12 protein-coding genes are annotated in these 21,438 nt (G+C 74.3%); 3 read left to right on the top strand and 9 right to left on the bottom strand.

Annotated features, from left to right (window positions below; genetic code table 11):
* Nucleotides 1-20 precede the first annotated feature (20 nt).
* The 6 genes from IGS69_RS08220 to IGS69_RS08195 form a co-directional block, all read right to left on the bottom strand.
* A complete protein-coding gene (locus tag IGS69_RS08220) occupies nucleotides 21-833 on the bottom strand; it encodes an HpcH/HpaI aldolase/citrate lyase family protein (protein WP_190898034.1) in 813 nt (270 codons plus the stop codon).
* The gene (locus tag IGS69_RS08215; RefSeq protein ID WP_190898033.1) at nucleotides 830-2,029 is read right to left on the bottom strand and encodes a CaiB/BaiF CoA transferase family protein; all 1,200 of its coding nucleotides are present in this window, start codon (nucleotides 2,027-2,029) and stop codon (nucleotides 830-832) included. The genes IGS69_RS08220 and IGS69_RS08215 overlap by 4 nt, the downstream gene beginning before the upstream one ends.
* Nucleotides 2,026-3,387, bottom strand: coding sequence for an ADP-ribosylglycohydrolase family protein (locus IGS69_RS08210; RefSeq protein WP_190898031.1), 1,362 nt, complete (start codon nucleotides 3,385-3,387; stop codon nucleotides 2,026-2,028). The genes IGS69_RS08215 and IGS69_RS08210 overlap by 4 nt, the downstream gene beginning before the upstream one ends.
* Nucleotides 3,375-4,544 (bottom strand): ADP-ribosylglycohydrolase family protein, encoded by a 1,170-nt coding sequence (locus tag IGS69_RS08205; RefSeq protein WP_190898030.1) that lies wholly within the window; start codon nucleotides 4,542-4,544, stop codon nucleotides 3,375-3,377. Before IGS69_RS08205 ends, IGS69_RS08210 begins: the two co-directional genes overlap by 13 nt.
* 7 nt (nucleotides 4,545-4,551) lie before the next feature.
* Nucleotides 4,552-5,724 (bottom strand): ADP-ribosylglycohydrolase family protein, encoded by a 1,173-nt coding sequence (locus tag IGS69_RS08200; RefSeq protein ID WP_232543457.1) that lies wholly within the window; start codon nucleotides 5,722-5,724, stop codon nucleotides 4,552-4,554.
* Nucleotides 5,725-5,786: 62 nt separating this feature from the next.
* Complete coding sequence (locus IGS69_RS08195) at nucleotides 5,787-6,848, bottom strand: ADP-ribosylglycohydrolase family protein (protein ID WP_190898029.1); 1,062 nt, start codon at nucleotides 6,846-6,848, stop codon at nucleotides 5,787-5,789.
* 240 nt (nucleotides 6,849-7,088) lie between these two features.
* On the opposite strand from IGS69_RS08195, the gene IGS69_RS08190 reads away from it, so the two are divergent.
* The 3 genes from IGS69_RS08190 to IGS69_RS08180 all read left to right on the top strand — a co-directional run bounded on the left by IGS69_RS08190 (nucleotide 7,089) and on the right by IGS69_RS08180 (nucleotide 14,257).
* A complete protein-coding gene (locus IGS69_RS08190) occupies nucleotides 7,089-7,820 on the top strand; it encodes a VIT1/CCC1 transporter family protein (RefSeq protein WP_190898028.1) in 732 nt (243 codons plus the stop codon).
* Nucleotides 7,821-8,202: 382 nt separating this feature from the next.
* Nucleotides 8,203-12,801, top strand: coding sequence for a glutamate synthase large subunit (gene gltB, locus IGS69_RS08185; RefSeq protein ID WP_190904414.1), 4,599 nt, complete (start codon nucleotides 8,203-8,205; stop codon nucleotides 12,799-12,801).
* Complete coding sequence (locus IGS69_RS08180; protein ID WP_190898027.1) at nucleotides 12,794-14,257, top strand: glutamate synthase subunit beta; 1,464 nt, start codon at nucleotides 12,794-12,796, stop codon at nucleotides 14,255-14,257. Before gltB ends, IGS69_RS08180 begins: the two co-directional genes overlap by 8 nt.
* A gap of 102 nt (nucleotides 14,258-14,359) precedes the next feature.
* Here the strand turns inward: IGS69_RS08180 and IGS69_RS08175 are convergent, their stop codons facing one another.
* From IGS69_RS08175 to IGS69_RS08165, 3 genes are read right to left on the bottom strand one after another with little or no spacing between them, the layout of a single operon-like run.
* On the bottom strand, nucleotides 14,360-15,328 hold the full coding sequence (locus IGS69_RS08175; RefSeq protein WP_190898025.1) for an ABC transporter ATP-binding protein: 969 nt from the start codon (nucleotides 15,326-15,328) through the stop codon (nucleotides 14,360-14,362).
* On the bottom strand, nucleotides 15,325-18,057 hold the full coding sequence (locus tag IGS69_RS08170; RefSeq protein WP_190898024.1) for a thioesterase domain-containing protein: 2,733 nt from the start codon (nucleotides 18,055-18,057) through the stop codon (nucleotides 15,325-15,327). Before IGS69_RS08170 ends, IGS69_RS08175 begins: the two co-directional genes overlap by 4 nt.
* A complete protein-coding gene (locus IGS69_RS08165; protein ID WP_190898023.1) occupies nucleotides 18,057-21,392 on the bottom strand; it encodes an FtsX-like permease family protein in 3,336 nt (1,111 codons plus the stop codon). Before IGS69_RS08165 ends, IGS69_RS08170 begins: the two co-directional genes overlap by 1 nt.
* Nucleotides 21,393-21,438: the final 46 nt, after the last annotated feature.

Here is a 21,438-nt window from a genome sequence, read left to right as displayed (position 1 = left end):
CCCCGGGCGCTCTCGGCATGTCAGCGGCGGCGCGCCAGGGACAGGGTCCGCTGGGCCGCCGTCACCACCGCGGCGTCGACGAAGCGCCCGTCGGGCAGGGCCTGGGCGCCCTGATCCGTGGCGGCCGCCTTGAGCACCGTCTCCGCCCGCTCGATCTCCGCCTCGCTGGGCAGATAGGCGCGTTCGATCACCGGCAGCTGGCGGGGATGGATCGCGGCCCGGCCGAGGAACCCCAGGGCGCGGCCGTGGGCGCAGGAGGCCTCCAGCCCGTCCAGGTCGCGGGTGTCCGGGTGGACGGACTGCGGCGGCGGGGGCAGGCCCGCGGCCCGGGCCGCCACGACCACCCGGGAGCGGGGCCAGTCGAGGCCGGTGTCGTCGCGCACCCCGAGGTCGGCCCGCAGGTCGGCCTCGCCCAGTGCGATGCCGCGCAGGTTCGGATGGGAGCAGGCGATGGCGTAGGCCTGTTCCACGGCGAGGGCCGTCTCCAGCAGGGCGTACAGGTCGGCCCGGGCCCGGCGTGCCACACGGGCGACCTCGGCGGGTGAGGTGATCTTGGCGAGGCGGAGGCCCGAGAGCCCGGGAGCCGGGGCCAGGGCCGCGATGTCCCGCTCGCCCCAGGGGCTGTCCAGGGCGTTGACCCGTACGTGGACCGGGACGGCCGGCGGGTGTGCGAGCAGGTCGGCGGTGGCGGCGCGGGCGTAGTCCTTGCGGTCGGAGGCGACCGCGTCCTCCAGGTCGACGACGACGACGTCGGCGCCGGAGGCGAGGGCCTTCGCGACCACCTGCGGACGGTCGCCCGGGGCGTAGAGCCAGGTGAGCGGGTGCGCCGTCACAGGGCGCCCTCCGCGCGCAGCGCCGAGACGTCGTCCGGGGTCAGGCCCAGCTCGGTCAGGATCTCCTCGGTGTCGGCGCCGTGCGGGCGGCCGGCCCAGCGGATCGCGCCGGGCGTGGCGGAGAGCCGGAAGAGGACGTTCTGCATGCGCAGCGGGCCGAGTTCGGGGTCGTCGACGGTGGTGATGGTGCCCAGGGCCTGGTACTGCGGGTCCGCCATCACGTCCCGGACGTCCTGGACCGGGGCGATGGCCGCCTCGGCCTTCTCGAAGGCGGCCATGACGTCGGTGCGGGTGCGCGCGGCGATCCAGCCGCCGACCGCCTCGTCCAGGACGTCGGCGTGCCGGGCGCGGTCGGCACCGGAGGCGAACCAGGGCTCGTCGATCAGTTCCGGCCGGCCGACCAGGTGCATCACGCGTTCCGCGACCGACTGGGCCGAGGTGGAGACGGCGACCCAGGTGCCGTCCGCGGTGCGGTAGACGCCGCGCGGGGCGTTGTTGGGGGAGCGGTTGCCGGTGCGGGGCTGCACATGGCCGAGCTGGTCGTACCAGAGGGGCTGGGGGCCGAGGGCGGCCAGGATCGGCTCGATCAGGGCCATGTCGACGACCTGGCCCTCACCGGTGTGCTCGCGGGCGGCGAGTGCCGTCATCACCGCGTACGCCGTCGTCAGGCCCGCGATGGAGTCGGCCAGGCCGAACGGCGGGAGGGTCGGGGGCGAGTCCGGTTCGCCGGTGATCGCGGCGAAGCCGCTCATCGCCTCGGCGAGGGTGCCGAAGCCGGGGCGGTGCGCGTAGGGCCCGAACTGGCCGAAGCCGGTGACACGGGCGAGGACCAGACGGGGGTTGACGGCCGAGAGCTCCGGCCAGCCCAGGTCCCACTTCTCCAGGGTGCCGGGGCGGAAGTTCTCGATGATCACGTCGGCGGTGGCGGCCAGGCGCAGGAGGGTGGCGCGGCCGCCGGGCTTGGACAGGTCCAGGGTCATGGTGCGCTTGTTGCGGCCGAGCATCTTCCACCACAGGCCCACGCCGTCCTTCGACGGGCCGTGGCCGCGGGAGGGGTCCGGCTTGCCCGGGTGCTCGATCTTGACGACCTCGGCGCCGAAGTCGCCGAGCAGGGTGGCGGCCATCGGGCCGGCGAAGAGGGTGGCGAGGTCGAGGACGCGCAGGCCGTTGAGGGGCGCGGTCGTGGGCGCGGTCATGGGCGGTGGGTCTCCCGGTGCGTGAGGTGGGCGAGGGTGTCGAAGCCGATGCCGTCGAAGTCGCCGATGGAGGTGGCCAGCCGGTTCTTCAGGGGCGCCGTCCAGCGGTCGGGGAGCGCCGCGGGGTGCCCGGCCAGCAGTCCGGCCACCGAGCCGGCCGTCGCACCGTTGGAGTCGGTGTCCCAGCCGCCGCTGACGGCCCGGCAGATGGAGCCGGTGAAGTCGCCGTGCGCGTGGGTGAGGGCGGCGGCGATCAGGGCGGTGTTGGGTACGGCGTGCACCCAGTGGTGGGTGCCGGCGTGGGTGGCGTGGAGTGCGTCGACGACCGTGTCGAAGTCCGCGTGCTCGTGCGCGAGTCGCACGGCCTGCCGGACGGCTCGGGCCAGGCGGGAGCGCGGCGGGACGACGCTGAGACCGGTGCGCAGACAGGTGTGGACGTCGTGGTCGCCGGTCGCCGCCGTGGCGATGACGGCCGCCGTGAACATCGCCGCGTAGACGCCGTTGGCGGTGTGCGTGAGGGTCGCGTCCCGGTGAGCCTGTTCGGCTGCCGCGGCCGGCCGGCCCGGGTTGCTCCAGCCGTGGACGTCGGCGCGGATCAGGGCGCCGATCCATTCGCGGAACGGGTTGCGGTGGCGGGCGGTGTGCGGGGGTTCCAGGCCGGAGAGGAGGTTGCGGTAGGCGATGCGCTCGGCGGTGAAGGTGCGGCCGGCGGGCAGTTCGTCGAGCCAGGTGCGGGCCACGTCCGTGGTGGTGAACGTCCTGCCGTGGCGCTGGAGGAGGACGAGGTTGATCAGCGGGTAATTGAGGTCGTCGTCCTCCGGCATGCCGTCGATGTTCTCGGCAAGGGAGGTGGGCGCCGAGCGGCGGTTCCAGGGGTGCCGTTCGAGGAGGTCCTCCGGGACGCCCCGGGCGGTGAAGTAGGTGGTGAGGGGCCAGTTGCCGGCGGACCGGGCGAGCCGGCGGATGGCGTCCAGGGGGAGCTTCTCGACCGGTTTGCCGAGGAGGCAGCCGGTGGCGCGGCCGAGCCAGGCGGCTTGAAGGGCCTGTGGGGTGGTGGCCGGGGTGCCCACCGGCTCCGGCCAGTCGGGGCAGGCGGACCGGATCCTGCCCAGGTCCGTGGGTTCGTCGTCCGCCCACGCGCTCGGGAGATCGGCCAGTTCGTCCAGGAGGTCTTCCGCCAGCTGACGGAGGTAGCGGGACGCCGGGGTGGGGGAGGCACCCGCGGTGGCCGGGGCCTCGGGGCCGCCCGCCGCTCGCCAGCGGGCCGCGACGGCCTGCGGTTCGCGGCCGTCCTGGGCCGCCTGGCGGAGTTCGTGGCCGATCAGGTCCTCCGGCTGGACCCAGGTCAGTCGGAGCATTCCTGGCCTCCGAGGGACGCGAAGGCCTGCTCGTGGGCGCGGCGGCGGGCCACGTCCCGGTCGAAGATCTCGCGGGTCACGGCGGTGAGGGTGGCCGCCGGTTCCCAGAGGTCCAGGCGGCTGGCCTCGGCGACCGTCTTGGCCCAGTCCTCCGGGACCGGTGAGCCGAGGGCCCCGGTCACGGCTCCGGCCATCGTGGCGATGGAGTCGCAGTCGCGGCCGTAGTTCACCGCGCCGAGGACCGCGTGGCGGTAGTCGCCCCGCGCCACGAGCACCATGCCCAGCGCGACGGGCAGTTCCTCGATCGCGTGCAGGCGGGACGGGCGGCGGGCGCCGAGCGAAGGGGCCCGGTAGTCGGGACCGACCGTGTCGTAGGGGGCCACCGCCTCGCGCAGCGGGCGCAGCGCCGACTCGACGTCCGGGTGGCGGGCCGCCTCCTCGCAGACCCGCTCGATCGCGGCCCGGGTGCCGTCCTTCGCGAGGGCGAGACAGGCCGAGACGACCGAGTCCGGGCTCGCGCCGGGGGTGCACGCCGCCGCCACCGCCGCGGCAAGGACACCGGCCGCCTCACGGCCGTACGACGACTGGTGCGCGCCGGCGATGTCGAGGGCCTCGGCGTACGCCGCCCGCGGGTCGGCCGCGTTGACCAGGCCGACCGGGGCCATGTACATCGCCGCGCCGCAGTTGACGATGTTGCCGGTGCCGGCCTCGCGCGGGTCGGCGTGGCCGTAGTGGATCCTCGTCACCAGCCACTTCTCCGCCAGGAAGATCCGCTGGAGGGGGAGGGCCTCGCTCTCCAGTTCCGGGATCCAGCGCGGCTCGGTCATCAGGTCCGGGACCAGGTGGTCGGCGATGGCGTAGGCGTCGAGGTGGTCGCGGACCCGGGCGTAGACGCGGACCAGGGCGTGGGTCATCAGGGTGTCGTCGGTGACGTGGCCGTCGCCCTTGTGGTACGGGGCGAGCGGGCGGGCCGTGCGCCAGTCGTCGCCGTGCCAGGGGCCGACGATGCCGTGGACGCGGCCGCCGTGGCGCTCCAGGATCTGCTCGGGCGAGTAGCCCTCGACGGGGCCGCCGAGCGCGTCGCCGACGGCGGCGCCGACCAGGGCTGCGGTGATCCGCTCGTCCAGAGGGGCGTTTTGGTGGGTTTTGGGCTGCATGGCCGCATCATCCACCCGGGCGGGCCGGTTGCACCGCTTCCAGGAGTTCGGCGAGTTCCACGAGGTCCGTGCCGGTGAGGCGGGGCAGGACGCAGCCTGACAGGGTGCGGCAGGTCTCCCGCCAGGAGGCGGGGATCGACGCACCGCCGCCGAGGGCGCCGGTGAGGGCGCCCGCCAGGGCCGGGGCGGAGTCCGCGACGCGGGACAGGCAGGCCGCGGCCGGGATCGCCTGCGCGATGCGGCCGCGGGCGGCGGTGGCCAGGGCGAGGGCGACCGGGACCGTCTCGGCGGCGGCGATGCCGTAGCTGTAGACATGGTCGACGATCTGGTGCTCCAGGGGCGGGACGAGGGCGAAGGCGCTGTCCGCGGCGGCGGCGAGCTCCAGGGCCTGCCGGGCGTTGCGGCCGATCTCCGTCTCCTCGGGGAGTTCGGTCAGGGCCGCGGTGACACAGGCGTCGACGTCCGCGCCGGCCAGGGCCAGGGCGAGGGCCGCCGCCATCGCCCGGGCGCCGTGGACGCCGTCGCCGTCCTGGGTGTAGCGGGCGTCGAACTCGGCGAGGCCGGCGGCGCTGCGGGGGTCGCCGGGGTGGGCCACGGCCAGGACGCAGGCGCGTACGCAGGCGGCGTCGTCGAAGTAGTGCGGGTTGTCGTGGCCGGTGGCGGGCGGGCGCAGGCCGGTGGCGAGGTTGCCGAGGCCGGCGCGGACGGAGATGCGGGCGCGCAGCGGCAGTACGGCGGACTCGATCTCGGGGGCGCGGTCGGCCGCGGCGGCGACTTCGGCGGCGAGGGCGTTCCAGGTGAGGTCGATGGCGGCTCGGGTGCGGCGTTCGCGGCCGAGGTCGTCTCGGACGGTGTCGTCGCCCGCGCGCAGGAGGGCTTCTGCCGCGAAGGCCGCCCACTCGGCGTCGTCGGAGGGGCCGAGGCGGAGGGGCTCGGGGGGCTGGTTCAGGGCGATGGGGACGGGGAGGGTGGTCGTGGCGTTGTGCTCGGCGAAGGTGTCCAGTTCGCGGGTGAGGCGGCGGGTCCAGTCGGGCATGCGGGCGGCTCTGTGGCGGGCGGCGGGCCAGCCGGCGGCGTCGCCGGCGGCCAGTCCGAGCAGGAGGCCTTCGGCGCGTCTCGGGGCCTCGGCTTCACCTTCGGCCCTTTTGTCTCCCGCCCGCGCAACGCCCGTGACTGTCATCCGAGAGGTCCTGGTCTCCTGTGGGGCTGATTTGCCGTCGGCGGCTGTGGGTGCGTGCGTGGTCACGAGGGGGCCTCCGTTCCGTCGCCTGCCAGCACGAAGTCCGTCGGTTCCGGCTCGGTGTCGCCGGGTGCCGGCGTCAGCAGGTCCGCCACGTCCAGGACGTGGTAGCCCGCCATCGCCGGGAGGCATCGGCCGAGGACCGGGCCGATCGGAGCCGCCCAGGACTGGGGGATCGCGGACACTCCCCGGGTCGCGCCCGCCAGGGCTCCGGCCACCGCCGCCGTCGTGTCCGCGTCGCGGCCCATGTTCACCGCGGTCAGGACGGACTGCTCGAAGTCGCCGTCGGCCGCCGCGTACGCGCCGAAGGCGAGGGCGACCGCCTCGGGGGCCAGGTCGGTCCAGGGGTAGCCGCCGATGACGACCGCGGAGCGGACCGCGCGTTCGCCGCGGTGGGCGACGGCCACCGCGCGGCGCAGGCTGCGGGCCGTCCAGGAGTCGTCGGGGACGACCGCGAGGGCCGCGGCCACGACCGCGGTCGGCGGCGCGCCGGCCATCGCCGCCGCGACGCCCGCCGCCACCGCCTGGCCGCCGTGGATGCCCTCGCCGTCGTGGCTCACCGAACCGTCGATCGCGACCAGTCGGGCCGCCTCCGCCGGACGGCCCGCCGCGAACACCCCGAAGGGCGCGGCGCGCATGGCCAGGCCGTCGCTCCAGGCGTGCCGGTGCTGGGCGGAGATCGGGGCGGCCAGCCCCCGGCGGAGGTTCTCCAGCGTGCCGCGTTCGCTGAAACCGGCGCCGCGGAAGGGGCCCTCGTCGCGGTCGGCGATCCACTCGTGCCAGGCCGCCTCCACATGGGCCGGGGTGAGCGCGGAGCCGTGCCGGGCCAGCAGGAGGCCGGAGAAGATCGCGTACTCGGTGTCGTCCGTGCCCGCCGGCTTCTCGGCGACGTACCCGGTGATCCGGCCCCACCGGGCGCGGATCTCGGAGGGCTTCATGTTCTCGGCCGGGGCCCCGAGGGCGTCACCGACGGCCAGGCCCAGCAGTGCGCCGCGTGCGCGGGCGCGGAGCCCGGCGGCGTCCCCGGGCGCCGGGACGGAGGGGATGCAGGCGATCGATGCCATACGGCATGTGTCCCACTCCAGTGCCTCCGCCGAGCCTCACGAGCCCCAGCATCACCCGGTCGACATCTGGGCGCACTGATGATCAAGTGAGCGCGAAACGGCAAAACCGCAGGTTAGCGCAGCCTTTCCTTGCTGGCGGGGACGGATTTCGAGGCGTAGTTTTGGCGTTGTAAAAGTCTGGAACGTGTCCAAAGAGCGTGTCCGGAGAACGTGTTCGAAGACGGGGAGTGGGTTCTCTACATGGCCATCATCGAGACCGAGGCGACGCTGCACGAGGCGCACCGGGACAACCACACCCACCGGGACGTGAACGGCGGCTGGCTGCGTCCCGCGGTGTTCGGTGCGATGGACGGCCTCGTCTCCAACCTCGCCCTGATGACCGGCGTCGCGGGCGGAGCGGTCGGCCAGCACACCGTGGTCCTCAGCGGCCTGGCGGGCCTGGCCGCCGGTGCCTTCTCCATGGCCGCCGGCGAGTACACCTCCGTCGCCTCGCAGCGTGAGCTCGTCGAGGCCGAACTGGACGTGGAGCGGCGCCAGCTGCGCAAGCACCCCAAGGACGAGGAGGCCGAGCTCGCCGCGCTCTACGAGTCGAGGGGCGTCGAGCAGGCGCTGGCCCGCGAGGTCGCGCGGCAGCTGTCCAAGGACCCCGAGCAGGCGCTGGAGATCCACGCCCGGGAGGAACTGGGCATCGACCCGGGCGATCTGCCCTCGCCGACCGTGGCCGCGGTGTCGAGTTTCAGCTCCTTCGCGCTGGGCGCGCTGATACCCGTCCTGCCCTATCTGCTGGGCGCGAGCAGCATGTGGCCCGCGGTGCTGTCGGCCCTGCTGGGGCTCTTCCTGTGCGGTGCGGTGGTGGCCAAGGTGACGGCGCGCAGCTGGTGGTACAGCGGGCTCCGGCAGCTGTTGCTGGGAGGCGCGGCGGCCGGTGTGACGTACGCCCTGGGCACCTTGTTCGGAACGGCCGTAGGATAGCGCGACCCAGACTTATGCAAGGGACTGCATAGGTAGCCGTTACTCACTGGTTTCGAATGCGGAACCACTGGGCATGAGCCGTAAGCGCTGCGGGCAACGACGCTCGCCGCGCACCCCCGGCGGGGTGGGCGAAGACGTCCGTCCCGCTCCCCGGGCCGATGGAAGGCGATCTGACCCGATCGTTCCGTGCGGTCCCTCCATAGCTTCCACCGCAGGCGCGGTACCCCCGCCGCCCACCCGCGGTGTCCGCATGCTGGAACGGATTATCCCGGTTCCCGAGAACCGCTCCATCATGTAACCTGCACGAAATTTTGCGATCACGCGAGGGCCAACGTCGTCCCTCGGCACATGCATATGCCAGATGACGACGACGGGAGAGCCGATGCGTACGCCGCGCCAGCCGTCCCAGCATTCCGCGAATGGCCAGAACTGGTCCTTCATGGATGCTCGCCCTGCTGCGCAGGGTATGTACGACCCCCGCAACGAGCACGACGCCTGCGGCGTCGGCTTCGTCGCCACCCTCACCGGCGAGGCGTCCCACACCCTGGTCGAGCAGGCCCTGACCGTCCTGCGCAACCTGGAGCACCGCGGCGCCACCGGCTCCGAGCCCGACTCCGGCGACGGCGCCGGCATCCTCTCGCAGGTCCCGGACGCCTTCTTCCGTGACGTGGCCGGATTCGAACTGCCCGGCGCCGGTTCCTACGCCGTCGGCATCGCCTTCCTGCCGGAGGACTCCACCGCCGACGCCGTCTCGCAGATCGAGACGATCGCCGCCGACGAGGGCCTCACCGTCCTCGGCTGGCGCGAGGTGCCGGTCGCGCCCCAGCTGCTGGGCGCCACCGCCCGGTCGACCATGCCGGTCTTCCGCCAGATCTTCGTCGGCGACGGCACCTCGGAGGGCATCGCCCTCGACCGCAAGGCCTTCGTGCTGCGCAAGCGCGCCGAACGCGAGGCCGGCGTGTACTTCCCGTCGCTGTCCGCGCGGACCATCGTCTACAAGGGCATGCTGACCACTGGTCAGCTGGAGCCCTTCTTCCCGGATCTGTCCGACCGCCGCTTCGCCTCCGCGATCGCGCTCGTGCACTCCCGGTTCTCGACGAACACGTTCCCGTCGTGGCCGCTGGCCCACCCCTACCGCTTCGTCGCCCACAACGGTGAGATCAACACCGTCAAGGGCAACCGCAACTGGATGGTGGCCCGCGAGTCGCAGCTCGTCTCCGACCTCTTCGGGTCCGACGACAAGGCCATCGACCGGATCTTCCCGGTCTGTACGCCGGACGCCTCCGACTCCGCGTCCTTCGACGAGGTCCTCGAACTCCTGCACCTGGGCGGCCGTTCCCTGCCGCACTCCGTGCTGATGATGATCCCGGAGGCGTGGGAGAACCACGACTCCATGGACCCGGCCCGCCGCGCCTTCTACCAGTTCCACTCCACGATGATGGAGCCCTGGGACGGCCCGGCCTGCGTCACCTTCACCGACGGCAAGCAGGTCGGCGCGGTCCTCGACCGCAACGGCCTTCGCCCCGGCCGCTACTGGGTCACCGACGACGGCCTCGTCGTCCTCGGCTCCGAGGTCGGCGTCCTGGACATCGACCCCTCCAAGGTCGTCCGCAAGGGCCGCCTCCAGCCCGGCCGCATGTTCCTCGTCGACACCGTCGAGCACCGCATCATCGAGGACGACGAGATCAAGGCCGAACTCGCCGCCGAGAACCCCTACGCGGAGTGGCTCGAGGCCGGAGAGATCGAGCTCGAGGACCTGCCCGAGCGCGAGCACATCGTGCACACGCACGCCTCGGTCACCCGCCGCCAGCAGACCTTCGGCTACACCGAGGAGGAGCTGCGCGTCCTCCTCGCGCCGATGGCCAAGGCCGGCGCCGAGCCGATCGGCTCCATGGGCACCGACTCGCCGATCGCCGCGCTGTCGGACCGCCCCCGCCTGCTCTTCGACTACTTCACCCAGCTGTTCGCGCAGGTCACCAACCCGCCGCTGGACGCCATCCGCGAGGAACTGGTCACCTCCCTGCGCTCGTCGCTGGGCCCCCAGGGCAACCTGCTCGACCCCAACGCGGCCTCCTGCCGCAGCGTCCTGCTGCCCTTCCCGGTCATCGACAACGACGAGCTGGCCAAGCTCATCCACATCAACGCCGACGGCGACATGCCCGGCTTCAAGGCCGCGACGCTGTCCGGCCTGTACCGGGTGCACGGCGGCGGTGACGCGCTGGCCGCGCGGATCGAGGAGATCTGCGCCGAGGCCGACGCCGCCATCGAGAACGGCGCCCGCCTGATCGTCCTGTCGGACCGCCACTCGGACGCCGAGCACGCGCCGATCCCGTCGCTGCTGCTCACCGCGGCCGTCCACCACCACCTCATCCGCACCAAGCAGCGCACCCAGGTGGGCCTGCTGGTCGAGGCCGGTGACGTCCGCGAGGTCCACCACGTCGCCCTGCTCATCGGCTACGGCGCCGCCGCGGTCAACCCGTACCTGGCGATGGAGTCCGTCGAGGACCTGGTCCGCGCCGGCACCTTCCTGCCCGGCATCGAGCCCGAGAAGGCCATCCGCAACCTCATCTACGCCCTCGGCAAGGGCGTGCTGAAGGTCATGTCGAAGATGGGCATCTCGACCGTCGCCTCCTACCGCGGCGCCCAGGTCTTCGAGGCCGTCGGTCTCGACGACGCCTTCGTGGAGAAGTACTTCAACGGCACGGCCACCAAGATCGGCGGTGTCGGCATCGACGTCGTCGCCAAGGAGGTCGCCGCCCGGCACGCCAAGGCCTACCCGGCCTCCGGCATCGCCCCGGCGCACCGCGCGCTGGAGATAGGCGGTGAGTACCAGTGGCGCCGCGAGGGCGAGCCGCACCTGTTCGACCCGGAGACGGTCTTCCGCCTCCAGCACTCCACGCGCTCCGGCAAGTACGACATCTTCAAGAAGTACACCGAGCGCGTGAACGAGCAGTCCGAGCGGCTGATGACGCTGCGCGGCCTGTTCGGTTTCAAGTCGGACCGGCAGCCGATCTCCATCGACGAGGTCGAGCCGGTCTCCGAGATCGTCAAGCGCTTCTCCACCGGCGCCATGTCGTACGGCTCCATCTCCCAGGAGGCGCACGAGACCCTCGCCATCGCCATGAACCAGCTGGGCGGCAAGTCCAACACCGGTGAGGGCGGCGAGGACCCGGAGCGCCTGTACGACCCGGCCCGCCGGTCGTCCATCAAGCAGGTCGCCTCCGGCCGGTTCGGTGTGACCTCCGAGTACCTGGTCAACTCCGACGACATCCAGATCAAGATGGCCCAGGGCGCCAAGCCCGGCGAGGGCGGCCAGCTGCCCGGCCACAAGGTCTACCCGTGGGTCGCCAAGACGCGGCACTCGACGCCGGGCGTCGGCCTCATCTCGCCGCCCCCGCACCACGACATCTACTCGATCGAGGACCTCGCCCAGCTGATCCACGACCTCAAGAACGCGAACCCGCAGGCGCGGATTCACGTGAAGCTGGTCTCCGAGGTCGGCGTCGGCACGGTCGCCGCGGGTGTCTCCAAGGCGCACGCGGACGTCGTCCTGATCTCCGGCCACGACGGCGGCACGGGCGCCTCGCCGCTCACGTCGCTGAAGCACGCCGGCGGTCCCTGGGAGCTCGGCCTCGCCGAGACCCAGCAGACCCTGCTGCTCAACGGCCTGCGCGACCGCATCGTCGTCCAGACCGACGGCCAGCTGAAGACCGGCCGTGACGTGGTCATCGCCGCGCTGCTCGGCGCCGAGGAGTTCGGTTTCGCGACCGCGCCGCTCGTCGTCTCCGGCTGCGTCATGATGCGCGTCTGCCACCTGGACACCTGCCCGGTCGGCATCGCCACGCAGAACCCGGTCCTGCGCGAGCGCTACTCCGGCAAGGCCGAGTACGTCGTGAACTTCTTCCAGTTCATCGCCGAAGAGGTCCGCGAGATCCTCGCCGAGCTGGGCTTCCGCTCCATCGAGGAGGCCGTCGGCCACGCCGAGACCCTCGACGTCACGCGGGCCGTCGACCACTGGAAGGCACAGGGCCTGGACCTGGAGCCGCTGTTCCACGTGCCCGAGCTGCCCGAGGGCGCGGTGCGCCACCAGCTGGTCGCCCAGGACCACGGTCTGGAGAAGGCGCTCGACAACCAGCTGATCAAGCTGGCCTCGGACGCGCTCTCCGCGGCCGGTGCCGCCGACGCCCAGCCGGTGCGCGCCCAGGTGCAGATCCGCAACATCAACCGCACGGTCGGCACCATGCTCGGCCACGAGGTGACGAAGAAGTTCGGCGGCGCGGGCCTGCCCGACGACACCATCGACATCACCTTCACCGGCTCCGCGGGCCAGTCCTTCGGCGCCTTCGTGCCGCGCGGTGTCACGCTGCGCCTGGAGGGCGACGCCAACGACTACGTCGGCAAGGGCCTGTCCGGCGGCCGGATCGTGGTCCGCCCGGACCGCGCGGCCGACCACCTCGCCGAGTACAGCGTCATCGCCGGCAACACCATCGGCTACGGCGCCACCGGCGGCGAGATGTTCCTGCGCGGCAAGGTCGGCGAGCGGTTCTGCGTCCGCAACTCCGGTGCCACGGTCGTCTCCGAGGGCGTGGGCGACCACGGCTGCGAGTACATGACCGGCGGCCACGCGGTGGTGCTCGGCGAGACGGGCCGCAACTTCGCGGCCGGCATGTCCGGCGGTATCGCGTACGTGATCGACCTGGACCGCGACAACGTCAACGTCGGCAACCTGGACGCCGTCGAGGCGCTGGACGACGCCGACAAGCAGTGGCTGCACGACGTGGTCCGCCGCCACCAGGAGGAGACGGGCTCCACCGTCGCCGAGAAGCTCCTGGCCGAGTGGGACACCGCCGTCGAGCGGTTCAGCAGGATCATCCCCAGCACCTACAAGGCAGTGCTCGCCGCCAAGGAAGCCGCCGAGCGAGCCGGTCTCTCCGAGACCGAGACCCACGAGAAGATGATGGAGGCGGCGATCAATGGCTGACCCGAAGGGCTTCCTGAACCACGGGCGCGAGCTCGCCAAGTCCCGCCCCGTCGAGGAGCGCGTCAAGGACTGGAACGAGGTGTACGTCCCCGGCTCGCTGCTGCCCATCATCAGCAAGCAGGCCAGCCGCTGCATGGACTGCGGCATCCCGTTCTGCCACAACGGCTGTCCGCTCGGGAACCTGATCCCCGAGTGGAACGACTACGCCTACCGCGAGGACTGGGCGGCCGCCTCGGAGCGGCTGCACGCGACGAACAACTTCCCGGAGTTCACGGGCCGCCTGTGCCCCGCTCCCTGCGAGTCGGCGTGTGTGCTGGGCATCAACCAGCCGCCGGTCACCATCAAGAACGTCGAGGTCTCGATCATCGACAAGGCGTGGGAGACCGGGGACGTCGCCCCGCAGATCCCGGAGCGCCTTTCGGGCAAGACCGTCGCGGTCGTCGGCTCGGGCCCGGCGGGTCTGGCCGCCGCCCAGCAGCTGACCCGGGCCGGTCACACGGTCGCCGTCTACGAGCGCGCGGACCGCATCGGAGGCCTCCTGCGCTACGGCATCCCCGAGTTCAAGATGGAGAAGCGGCACATCAACCGCCGTATCGAGCAGATGCGCGCGGAGGGCACCCGCTTCCGCACCGGCATCGAGATCGGCCGCGACCTGAAGGCCACGGACCTGAAGAAGCGCTACGACGCGGTCGTCCTGGCCGTCGGCGCCACCACGGCCCGCGACCTGCCGGTGCCCGGCCGCGAGCTCAAGGGCATCTACCAGGCCATGGAGTACCTGCCGCTGGCCAACAAGGTGCAGGAGGGCGACTTCGTGGCGCCCCCGATCTCGGCCGAGGGCAAGCACGTCGTGGTCATCGGCGGCGGCGACACCGGCGCGGACTGCGTCGGCACCGCCCACCGCCAGGGCGCGGCCTCCGTCACGCAGCTGGAGATCATGCCCCGCCCGGGCGAGGAGCGGAACGCGGCCTCCCAGCCGTGGCCGACCTTCCCCATGCTGTACAAGGTCACCTCGGCCCACGAGGAGGGCGGCGAGCGGGTCTACTCCGTCTCGACGACCCACTTCGAGGGCGACGCGGACGGCAACGTCCAGTGGCTGCACCTCACCGAGGTGGAGTTCATCGACGGCAAGCTGACCCCGAAGCCGGGCTCCGAGCGCAAGATCCCCGCCCAGCTGGTCACCCTCGCCATGGGCTTCACCGGCACCGACCGCGACAACGGCCTGGTCGAGCAGTTCGGCCTGGAGCTCGACGAGCGCGGCAACATCGCCCGCGACGCCGACTTCCGGACCAACGTGCCCGGCGTGTACGTCGCCGGTGACGCCGGCCGCGGCCAGTCGCTCATCGTCTGGGCGATCGCGGAGGGCCGCTCGGCGGCGCGCGGTGTGGACCGTGCGCTGACGGGCGCGAGCGAGCTGCCGGCGCCGATCCGCCCGACGGACCGCGCGCTGATGGTCTGACCGCACCCCACCAGAACGTCCCGCACAAAGGCGTGCGGAACACTGACGGCGCCTGCCCCACAGTCCCCGACCGGACGCCCGGGCAGGCGCCGTCGCACGTCCTCAGCCGGTCCGGTTCCCGTGCCCGTCCGGCCACACCTGGATGTGGTCCTCCTCCAGCTCCAGCAGCACCCGGTCCGCCATGCCCAGGGCCGCGGTGTAGTCGGCCGGGAGCTGGAGGCGGCCCGCGCGGTCGAGCATCGCGTACTCACGGGCCACCAGGGACTCCCGGCCCGTCTCGTCGACCTCCGTGCGGCGCAGGACCTCCGTCGAGGTGCGGCCGTCGCGGATCGCGACCGTGCGGCGGACCTCGCCCGCGACCGCCTGGTCGTGCGTCACGATGACGATCGTCGTGCCCAGCTCCTCGTTGGCCCGGCGGAACGCCGCGAAGACCTGCTGCCCGGTCGCCGAGTCCAGCTCGCCCGTCGGCTCGTCGGCGAGGAGCACGGCGGGGGCGTTGGCGAGGGCGACGGCGATCGCCACGCGCTGCTGCTGGCCACCGGACATCGCCCGCGGACGCCGGTCCCGGCAGTCGGCGACACCGAGCAGCGACAGCAGCTCGTCCGCCCGCCCGGCCCGCTTGCGCCGGGAGACACCGGCCAGCTGCATGGGCAGGGCGACGTTCTGAGCGGCCGTCAGGTACGGCAGCAGATTGCGCGCCGTCTGCTGCCAGACGAAGCCCACCACCTCACGCCGGTACCGCAGCCGGGCCCTGGCGTCCATCGTCAGCAGATCACGGCCGGCGACCCTCGCGGCGCCCGCGGTCGGCACGTCCAGGCCCGCCAGGATGTTCATCAGCGTCGACTTGCCGCTGCCCGACGCCCCCACCAGGGCCATCAACTCGCCCTCCCGCACCAGCAGATCGAGCCCCTGCAGCGCCTGCACCTCCACGGCGTCCGCGCCGCCGCGCCGGGCGAAGATCCGCACCAGCCGGTCGCAGGCGATCAGGGCGTCGTGCCCGTACGCGGGCCGGTCGCGGTGCTGCGTCGCGCGCCGCTGAAGCTCCGCGAGCGGATCCGTCGTCGAGCTCATCGCATGTCTCCCGCCCTGAGGTGAGTGATCGGTGTCCGGCGTCCGGCCCACCAGGCCTGCGCGACGGCCACCGCCCCCGCGAGCAGCACCGTGCCCGCGGCCGGCAGGCCCAGTGACCACAGGTCGGTCCGCAGCACGGCGTCCGGCGGCGTCACGCCGGAGGTGTCCGCCAGCGCGAGCCGGTCCAGGTCGATACCGGGGGCCAGCAGCACCACCGTGGTCCAGCCGGCGGCCACGCCCCCGGCCGCCGCGAGCAGCGTCTGGGGCAGCGCCTCCAGGCCCAGCAGGTGCCGCCCCTGGCGGGTCGTCATGCCGAGGGTGCGCAGCCGGGCCAGCAGGGCGGCCCGCTCCGGCGCGGACCGCAGCAGCCCGAGCACCAGGGCGAGCACGGCGTAGCCCGCGCCGGCGGCGACGGCCCAGACGTAGATCCGCTCGGCGCCGGCCTGCAACGGTGAGTCGGACAGCGCCGCCCGTTCCTCGCTCCGCAGGGTCACGGAGAGGCCGGAACCGGTGCCCCGCACGGCCGCCCGCAGCGCCTTCGCGTCGAGCCCGGCACCGGCCGCCAGCAGGACCGACGGGCCGGGGGAGCCCTTCAGGCCCGCCGCGTCGACCAGGAGGAACTCGCCCTCGGGCACGGCCGGGGTACGCGGACGCACCGCGGTGATCCGCACCGTGAGGGGCCCGGCGTCGGTCACGATCCGGCGCGGCGCCCGCCCGAGCCGCTCGGCGACCTCCGGGGAGGCGACCGCGCCCAGCACCCCGCCCCGCATCCGCAGCCGGTCGGCCGCGAAGCCCCCGAGCCCCATCCGCCCGGCCAGCTCCCCGTACGAGTCCGGCTCGACCCCGGCCACGGTCAGCGACCGCGCCTCGTCGGACGCGCCCTCCGAGGCGAACGCGACACCCACGGCCGTGACCTGCCGCACGCCCGTCACCTCCCCCACCGACCGCGCCAGGCCCGCCGGGAGCGGGGAACCGTCGGCGGTGGCGATCAGCGCGTCCGCGCCCGTCGCCAGCAGCGCGGCCCGGTCCCGGGCATCCGCCACGCCCGCCAGCACGGACCCCCCGAACGCGGCCGTCGTCAGGGCCGTCAGCAGGGCGAGCAGCGGCAGCGTGGCGACCGTCGCCGGTGAGCGGCCGGCGCGGGCCAGGGACAGGAAACCCACCACGCCGCGCAGTCGCCCGGCCGGTCCGGCGGCCCACCGCAGGGGCAGCGGATACAGCCGGACGAGGACCAGCGCCGCGACCAGGGCGACGAGCACCGGGGCGGCGCTCACCAGCAGATCACCGTCCCCGGCCGGGCCCCGGCGGCGCAGCGTCAGCACCGACCCGGCCGCCAGCACCAGCAGCGTCAGTTCGGCGACGGTACGGCGTCCGCCGGGCCTGGCCCCGGCCAGGTCGTCGCGCCCCTGGTGCGCCCGCGGCCTGCGGTGCGCCAGCGCCGCCCGCACCGGCAGTGCGGCACAGGCGAGCAGCGCCACGGCGCCCGCCCCGAGGACGGCGGGCAGCAGCCGGGCCTCGTCCACGACGAGCACGGCGAGCAGCAGACCGCAGGCGGCGGCGGGCAGTGCCGGCACGGCGTTCTCGGCCAGCAGCCGCCCGGCGATGCCGTACAGGGAACCGCCCCGGGCCCGCAGCAGGGCGAGTTCGTCGTCGCGGCGGGCGGCGGCCAGACCCCCGCTCATGGCCAGGACGACGAAGGCGACCGCGGTGATCCCGAAGGCCGCCACCGCGACCACCGGCGCGACGGCGTCACGCGTCTCGGTGCTGGCGCCCACGACCTGCTCCAAGCCGGTGGCCATCTGCGCCGTCGGACCGGCGACGGCACGCATCCGCACCAGGGCGGGCCCGTCCTCCAGGGACGCGATCCGGTCGAGCAGTGCCGAGGTGTCCGCGCCGGTGAGCCGCCCGGTCGCGGGCGCGAAACGCCAGTACCGCTCCGGCTCTCCCTGACCGCCGAGCAGGGCCGGGGCGGCGCCCGGCGCCAGCAGGACGCCCGCCTCCCAGTAGAACTGCGGCGGACGGCCGCCGTCGCTCGCCATGGCCGGTGTCCGCAGGACCGGTTCCGCGGACCAGTAGCTCCGCTCCGGATGCCGGGGCTGGAGCACGCCGGTGACGCGGACGGTCAGCGGTCCGTTCATGAAGCCGTCCAGCGTGAGGGTCGAGCCGGCCCGCAGCCCCAGCGCGCGGGCCGTCTCGGCGGTCACCGCCCCTTCCACCGTCCGGGTGTCCGCGCTCACCGAACCGTCGGCGGTGGGGAGCCGGCCCTCGCGCACGGTGGCGTGGCCGGCCGCGTCCGACTGCGCGAGCAGGGTGAACCGGGGCAGCAGCCCGTCGGGCCGGGGCAGCCACGCGTCCAGCGCCTGAAGGCTCTTGCCGGTCCGCACCCCGTACGCCGACTCGGCCGGGTCCACCCGCAGCGGCTCGGGCAGCAGCGCCCGCGCCCGGCCGTCGACCGCCGCGAGGGCCTCAGGCCGGAACTCGTCGGCCCGGTCCTCCTCCGCACGGTTGAGACCGGGCTGCTCCGTCTTCAGCTCCAGCACGGTCGACTCGGGAGCGGCGCTCGCGACGGCCTCGCGCAGCCCGTCCGTCTCGTACGCCTCGACGGCCCGGGGCAGGACGGCCGCGAGGAACGCCGTGACCAGCACCAGCACACCGAAGACGGCGGCCGGCCAGGGCGCGGCCCGCAACCGGGTCCGCACCCAGGAGGCTCCCTGCGCGTTCGGCGGCATCAGCCCTCCCCCTGGTGGCGGAGCGCGACCGCCGGCTCCGTACGGCGCAGCGCCGCCACGACGGTGATCAGCAGCAGCGGGGCCGCCACCCCCGCGACGAGCAGCGCCACCTGAGGCACCGGCAGCTCGACCAGGACCGGCGGGAGAGGCCGTGCGGCACCGGAGGTCAGCACGATCAGCGGGACCACGGCCCGGGTCAGGACCGTGCCGAGGCCGAGCCCGGCGAGCAGTCCGGCACCGATGAGCAGGCTCTGCTCCGTGGCGACCAGCCGGGCGAGATCCCGGCGGGGCGCACCCAGGGCGCGCAGCACCGCGAACTCCGCGGACCGCTCCCGCCGCGCACCGGCGGCGCTCACCGCGAACCCCCCGGCGGCGAGGGCCACGGCGGCCACCGCCACCGCCGCCAGTGCCGAGCGCGGACCGGCGCCGAGCGGGTCGCGCAACAGCTCGGCCGCGGTCTCGTCCCGCACCAGCACCTGCCCGGGCTCGACGTCGGGGCGCGCCCTGAGCGCCGCGGCGACCTCGGCCTCCTTGCCGGGCGCGGTGCTCACCCACCACTCGGTGGGGGTGAGCGCCGTGCCGGCCCGCTGCGCCAGCACGGCGTCGACGGCCCGCAGATCGAGCAGCAGCGCCCCGCCGGACAAGGACTCCCCGGCCACGTCGGTGGCGGTCGTCGGCAGCTCCTGGACCGACCGCACGATCCGCACCCGCAGTTGTTCCCCGGACAGCGGTACGTCGATGCTGTCGCCGGGCCGGGCTCCCGCCGCTCGCAGGAAGTCCCGGCTGGCGACGGCAGAGAGGCTGCGCGGCACCTCGGCCCCGGTGGTGTCGATCCGGACGGTGTAGACCGGCTGGGCGCCGTAGCCGTCGCCGCGGTCGGCGCCGGTGCCGTACGACACGGCCAGCGGCGTGCTCCCCGACGCGGCGGGCCTGGTGGCCGCACGGGAGACGACCTCGCCGTTCTGCGTCACGACCCGGCTGCCCCGCCAGCGCGTCCCGGCAGGCACCGGGACGGTCCGCGCCGAGCCGTCGCCGCCGGTGGCGAGCAGCCGTTCGACGGTGAACCGGTGGTGTTCGGGGCGGTCGGCGGGAGAGGTGTCGTCGAGCTGCAACCCGGTCAGCCGCAACGGTCCGGCCGGGGCCGCCCGGTGGCCCGCGGCGGTCTTGTCCAGGTCGAGCGCGATCCGGTGGACCCGGCCGTCCACCGGGACGGTGCCGCCACCCAGCCGGTACGCGATGCCGTACCGGTCCTCGACGACCGCCGTGAGCAGCGGTGCGCGACCGGAGGGGGAGCGCTCGGTCCGGGCCCGCTGGTCGGTGATCCGCACGTCGAGGGCGATCCGCCGGGTGTCGTCGGGAAGCCGCACGGCCCGGTCCCGGTCCGGCGCGGGCGGCGCCAGGGCCCGCAGCAGCCGTGCCGGGGGCTCGTCGGAGAGGTCGTCGCGCAGGAGCATTCCGTCCCGGGCGTGTGCCGTGTCCAGGGCGAGGACCGTCGCCCGGCGGTCCCCGGACAGGCTCACCGTGGCGCGGTGCGCGGGAGCGGCGTCCACGGCGCCGGGCAGCGCCGCGTAGAGACCGGTCTGCCCGGGGCTGCCCGGCCGGTGGTCGAGCACCCGTACGGAGGCACCCGTCCTGAAGTCGGCCTGGTCGTCCTGCGACCGGTCCCAGGACGCGCCGTGCCCGATCGCCAGCATGCCCGTCGCCACCGCGATGACCAGCAGCAGCACCGGACCCGCCCCGCGCAGCGGGCGACGGCTGAACTGCCAGCCCGCCAGCGCCGCCGGCAGTCCACGCCCGCTGGCGGAGCGCCGCTCCGCGAGCCGGGCCGCGAGCGGCAGCAGACGCAGCGTCAGGACCGTGCCCGCCAGCAGCGCCAGCGCGGGCGCCGCGACCAGCAGCGGATCGATGCCCAGCTCCCCGGCCCGGTCCCGGCTGAGCACCCCGCCGCCGGTCGCCTCGGTCTGCCGGTCGAGCTGCCAGTACGCCACACCCGCGATCAGCAGCAGCCCCACGTCGGCCCCGGCCCGCACGGGCGCGGCCGACGTCGCGGACCGGACCCGCCGCAGCCGTACGGGAGTTCCGGTCGTCGCCGCGAGCGCGGGCGCCACCACCGCCACCGCGCAGGCCGCCGCCACCCCGCCCGCGACCAGCCACACCAGGCCCACCGGGGCGGTGTCGAGCCGCAGCCCGATCCGGTCGAGCGAGGACCAGCGGGCGAGCAGCCGGGCCACCGGGCCGGACAGCAGCGCGGCACAGACGGCGGCCGGTGCCGCCAGCAGCAGCGCCTCCAGCGCGGCGAGCCCGGCGATCCGCCCGCGCGATCCGCCCCGGGCCCGCAGCAGCTCGGTCTCACCCGCCCGTTCGCCGCCCAGCAGCCGGGCCACCAGCAGCAGCGCGTACCCGGCGAGCAGCACCAACTGCACCGAGACGATCATCAGCGTGGACCGGGACACCAGCAGGCCCCGCTCGGTCCGCTCGAGCACCTCGGGCAGCCCCGTGCGCACGTCCGCGTCGCCCCCGAGCGCCGGGTCCTCGCGCAACGCCCCGGCCGCGCGGACCGCCGCCGAACGCAGCGCGCCGATGCCGTCGGTCGTCAGGGTGCTGAAGCCGGCCGTCGCCACCCAGCCGGTGACGTCCTCGGAGACCCGGCCCGAGCCGGGCACCGACCCGTGGGTCAGCAGCGGCCCGTACGTGGTGAAGGCGACGGTGCGGACACCCCGCCCGCCGAGCGGGTCGGCCTGCCAGTAGGGATCGGAGCTGTCGGCCGCCCGGTACACACCGGTCACCCGGACCCGCAGCGGATCGCCGCCCAGCCGGTCGGTCAGCGTGATCCGCGCCCCGGGCCGCAGCTCCAGCCGGTCGGCGGCCGCCTCGGGCAGAGCCACCGGCACGGCGGCCGTACGGGACGCGGGGGCAGGGCCCGGCAGGGTGCCCGAGAGCAGCTCGATCCGGGACCGGTCGAGGGCGGCGAGGTGCGTGAGGTCGGGATCCCCGGCGCGGGCCTCGGCACTCCGCAGGGACCGGGGCAGCGCGTACGGCCCGGACCGCTCCAGCCTCCGCACGGTCACCGGCAGCCCGCCGAACGCGTCCCGCGCCCCGCGCACCACGGCCTGCTGCGCCGCGTCCCGCCGTTCCCGGGGCACGTCCGCCTCGACGACGAGGGAGGCGGAGGCCGAGGCCCGGCCGCTCAGCGCGCCGCGCAGCGCCGCGTCCCCGACGGAGCCGGAGTAGGCCGTGAGGGCGGCGAGGACCGAGGTGGTCAGCAGGACGGCGAGCAGGGCGGCGGTGAGCAGCAGCCGATGCGCGCGCAGGCGCAGCAGCAGTAAGCCCGTCACTCTTCCCCCACCCGTTGCGCGAGCCGCAGTTCCCCCAACCCGGCAT

Origin of the sequence: Streptomyces tuirus, from assembly GCF_014701095.1 — a bacterium.
GTDB classification, from domain to species: Bacteria; Actinomycetota; Actinomycetes; order Streptomycetales; family Streptomycetaceae; genus Streptomyces; species Streptomyces tuirus.
The sequence above is the reverse complement of the archived record's forward strand: the minus strand, read 5'-3'. Positions and strand labels throughout refer to the sequence as shown.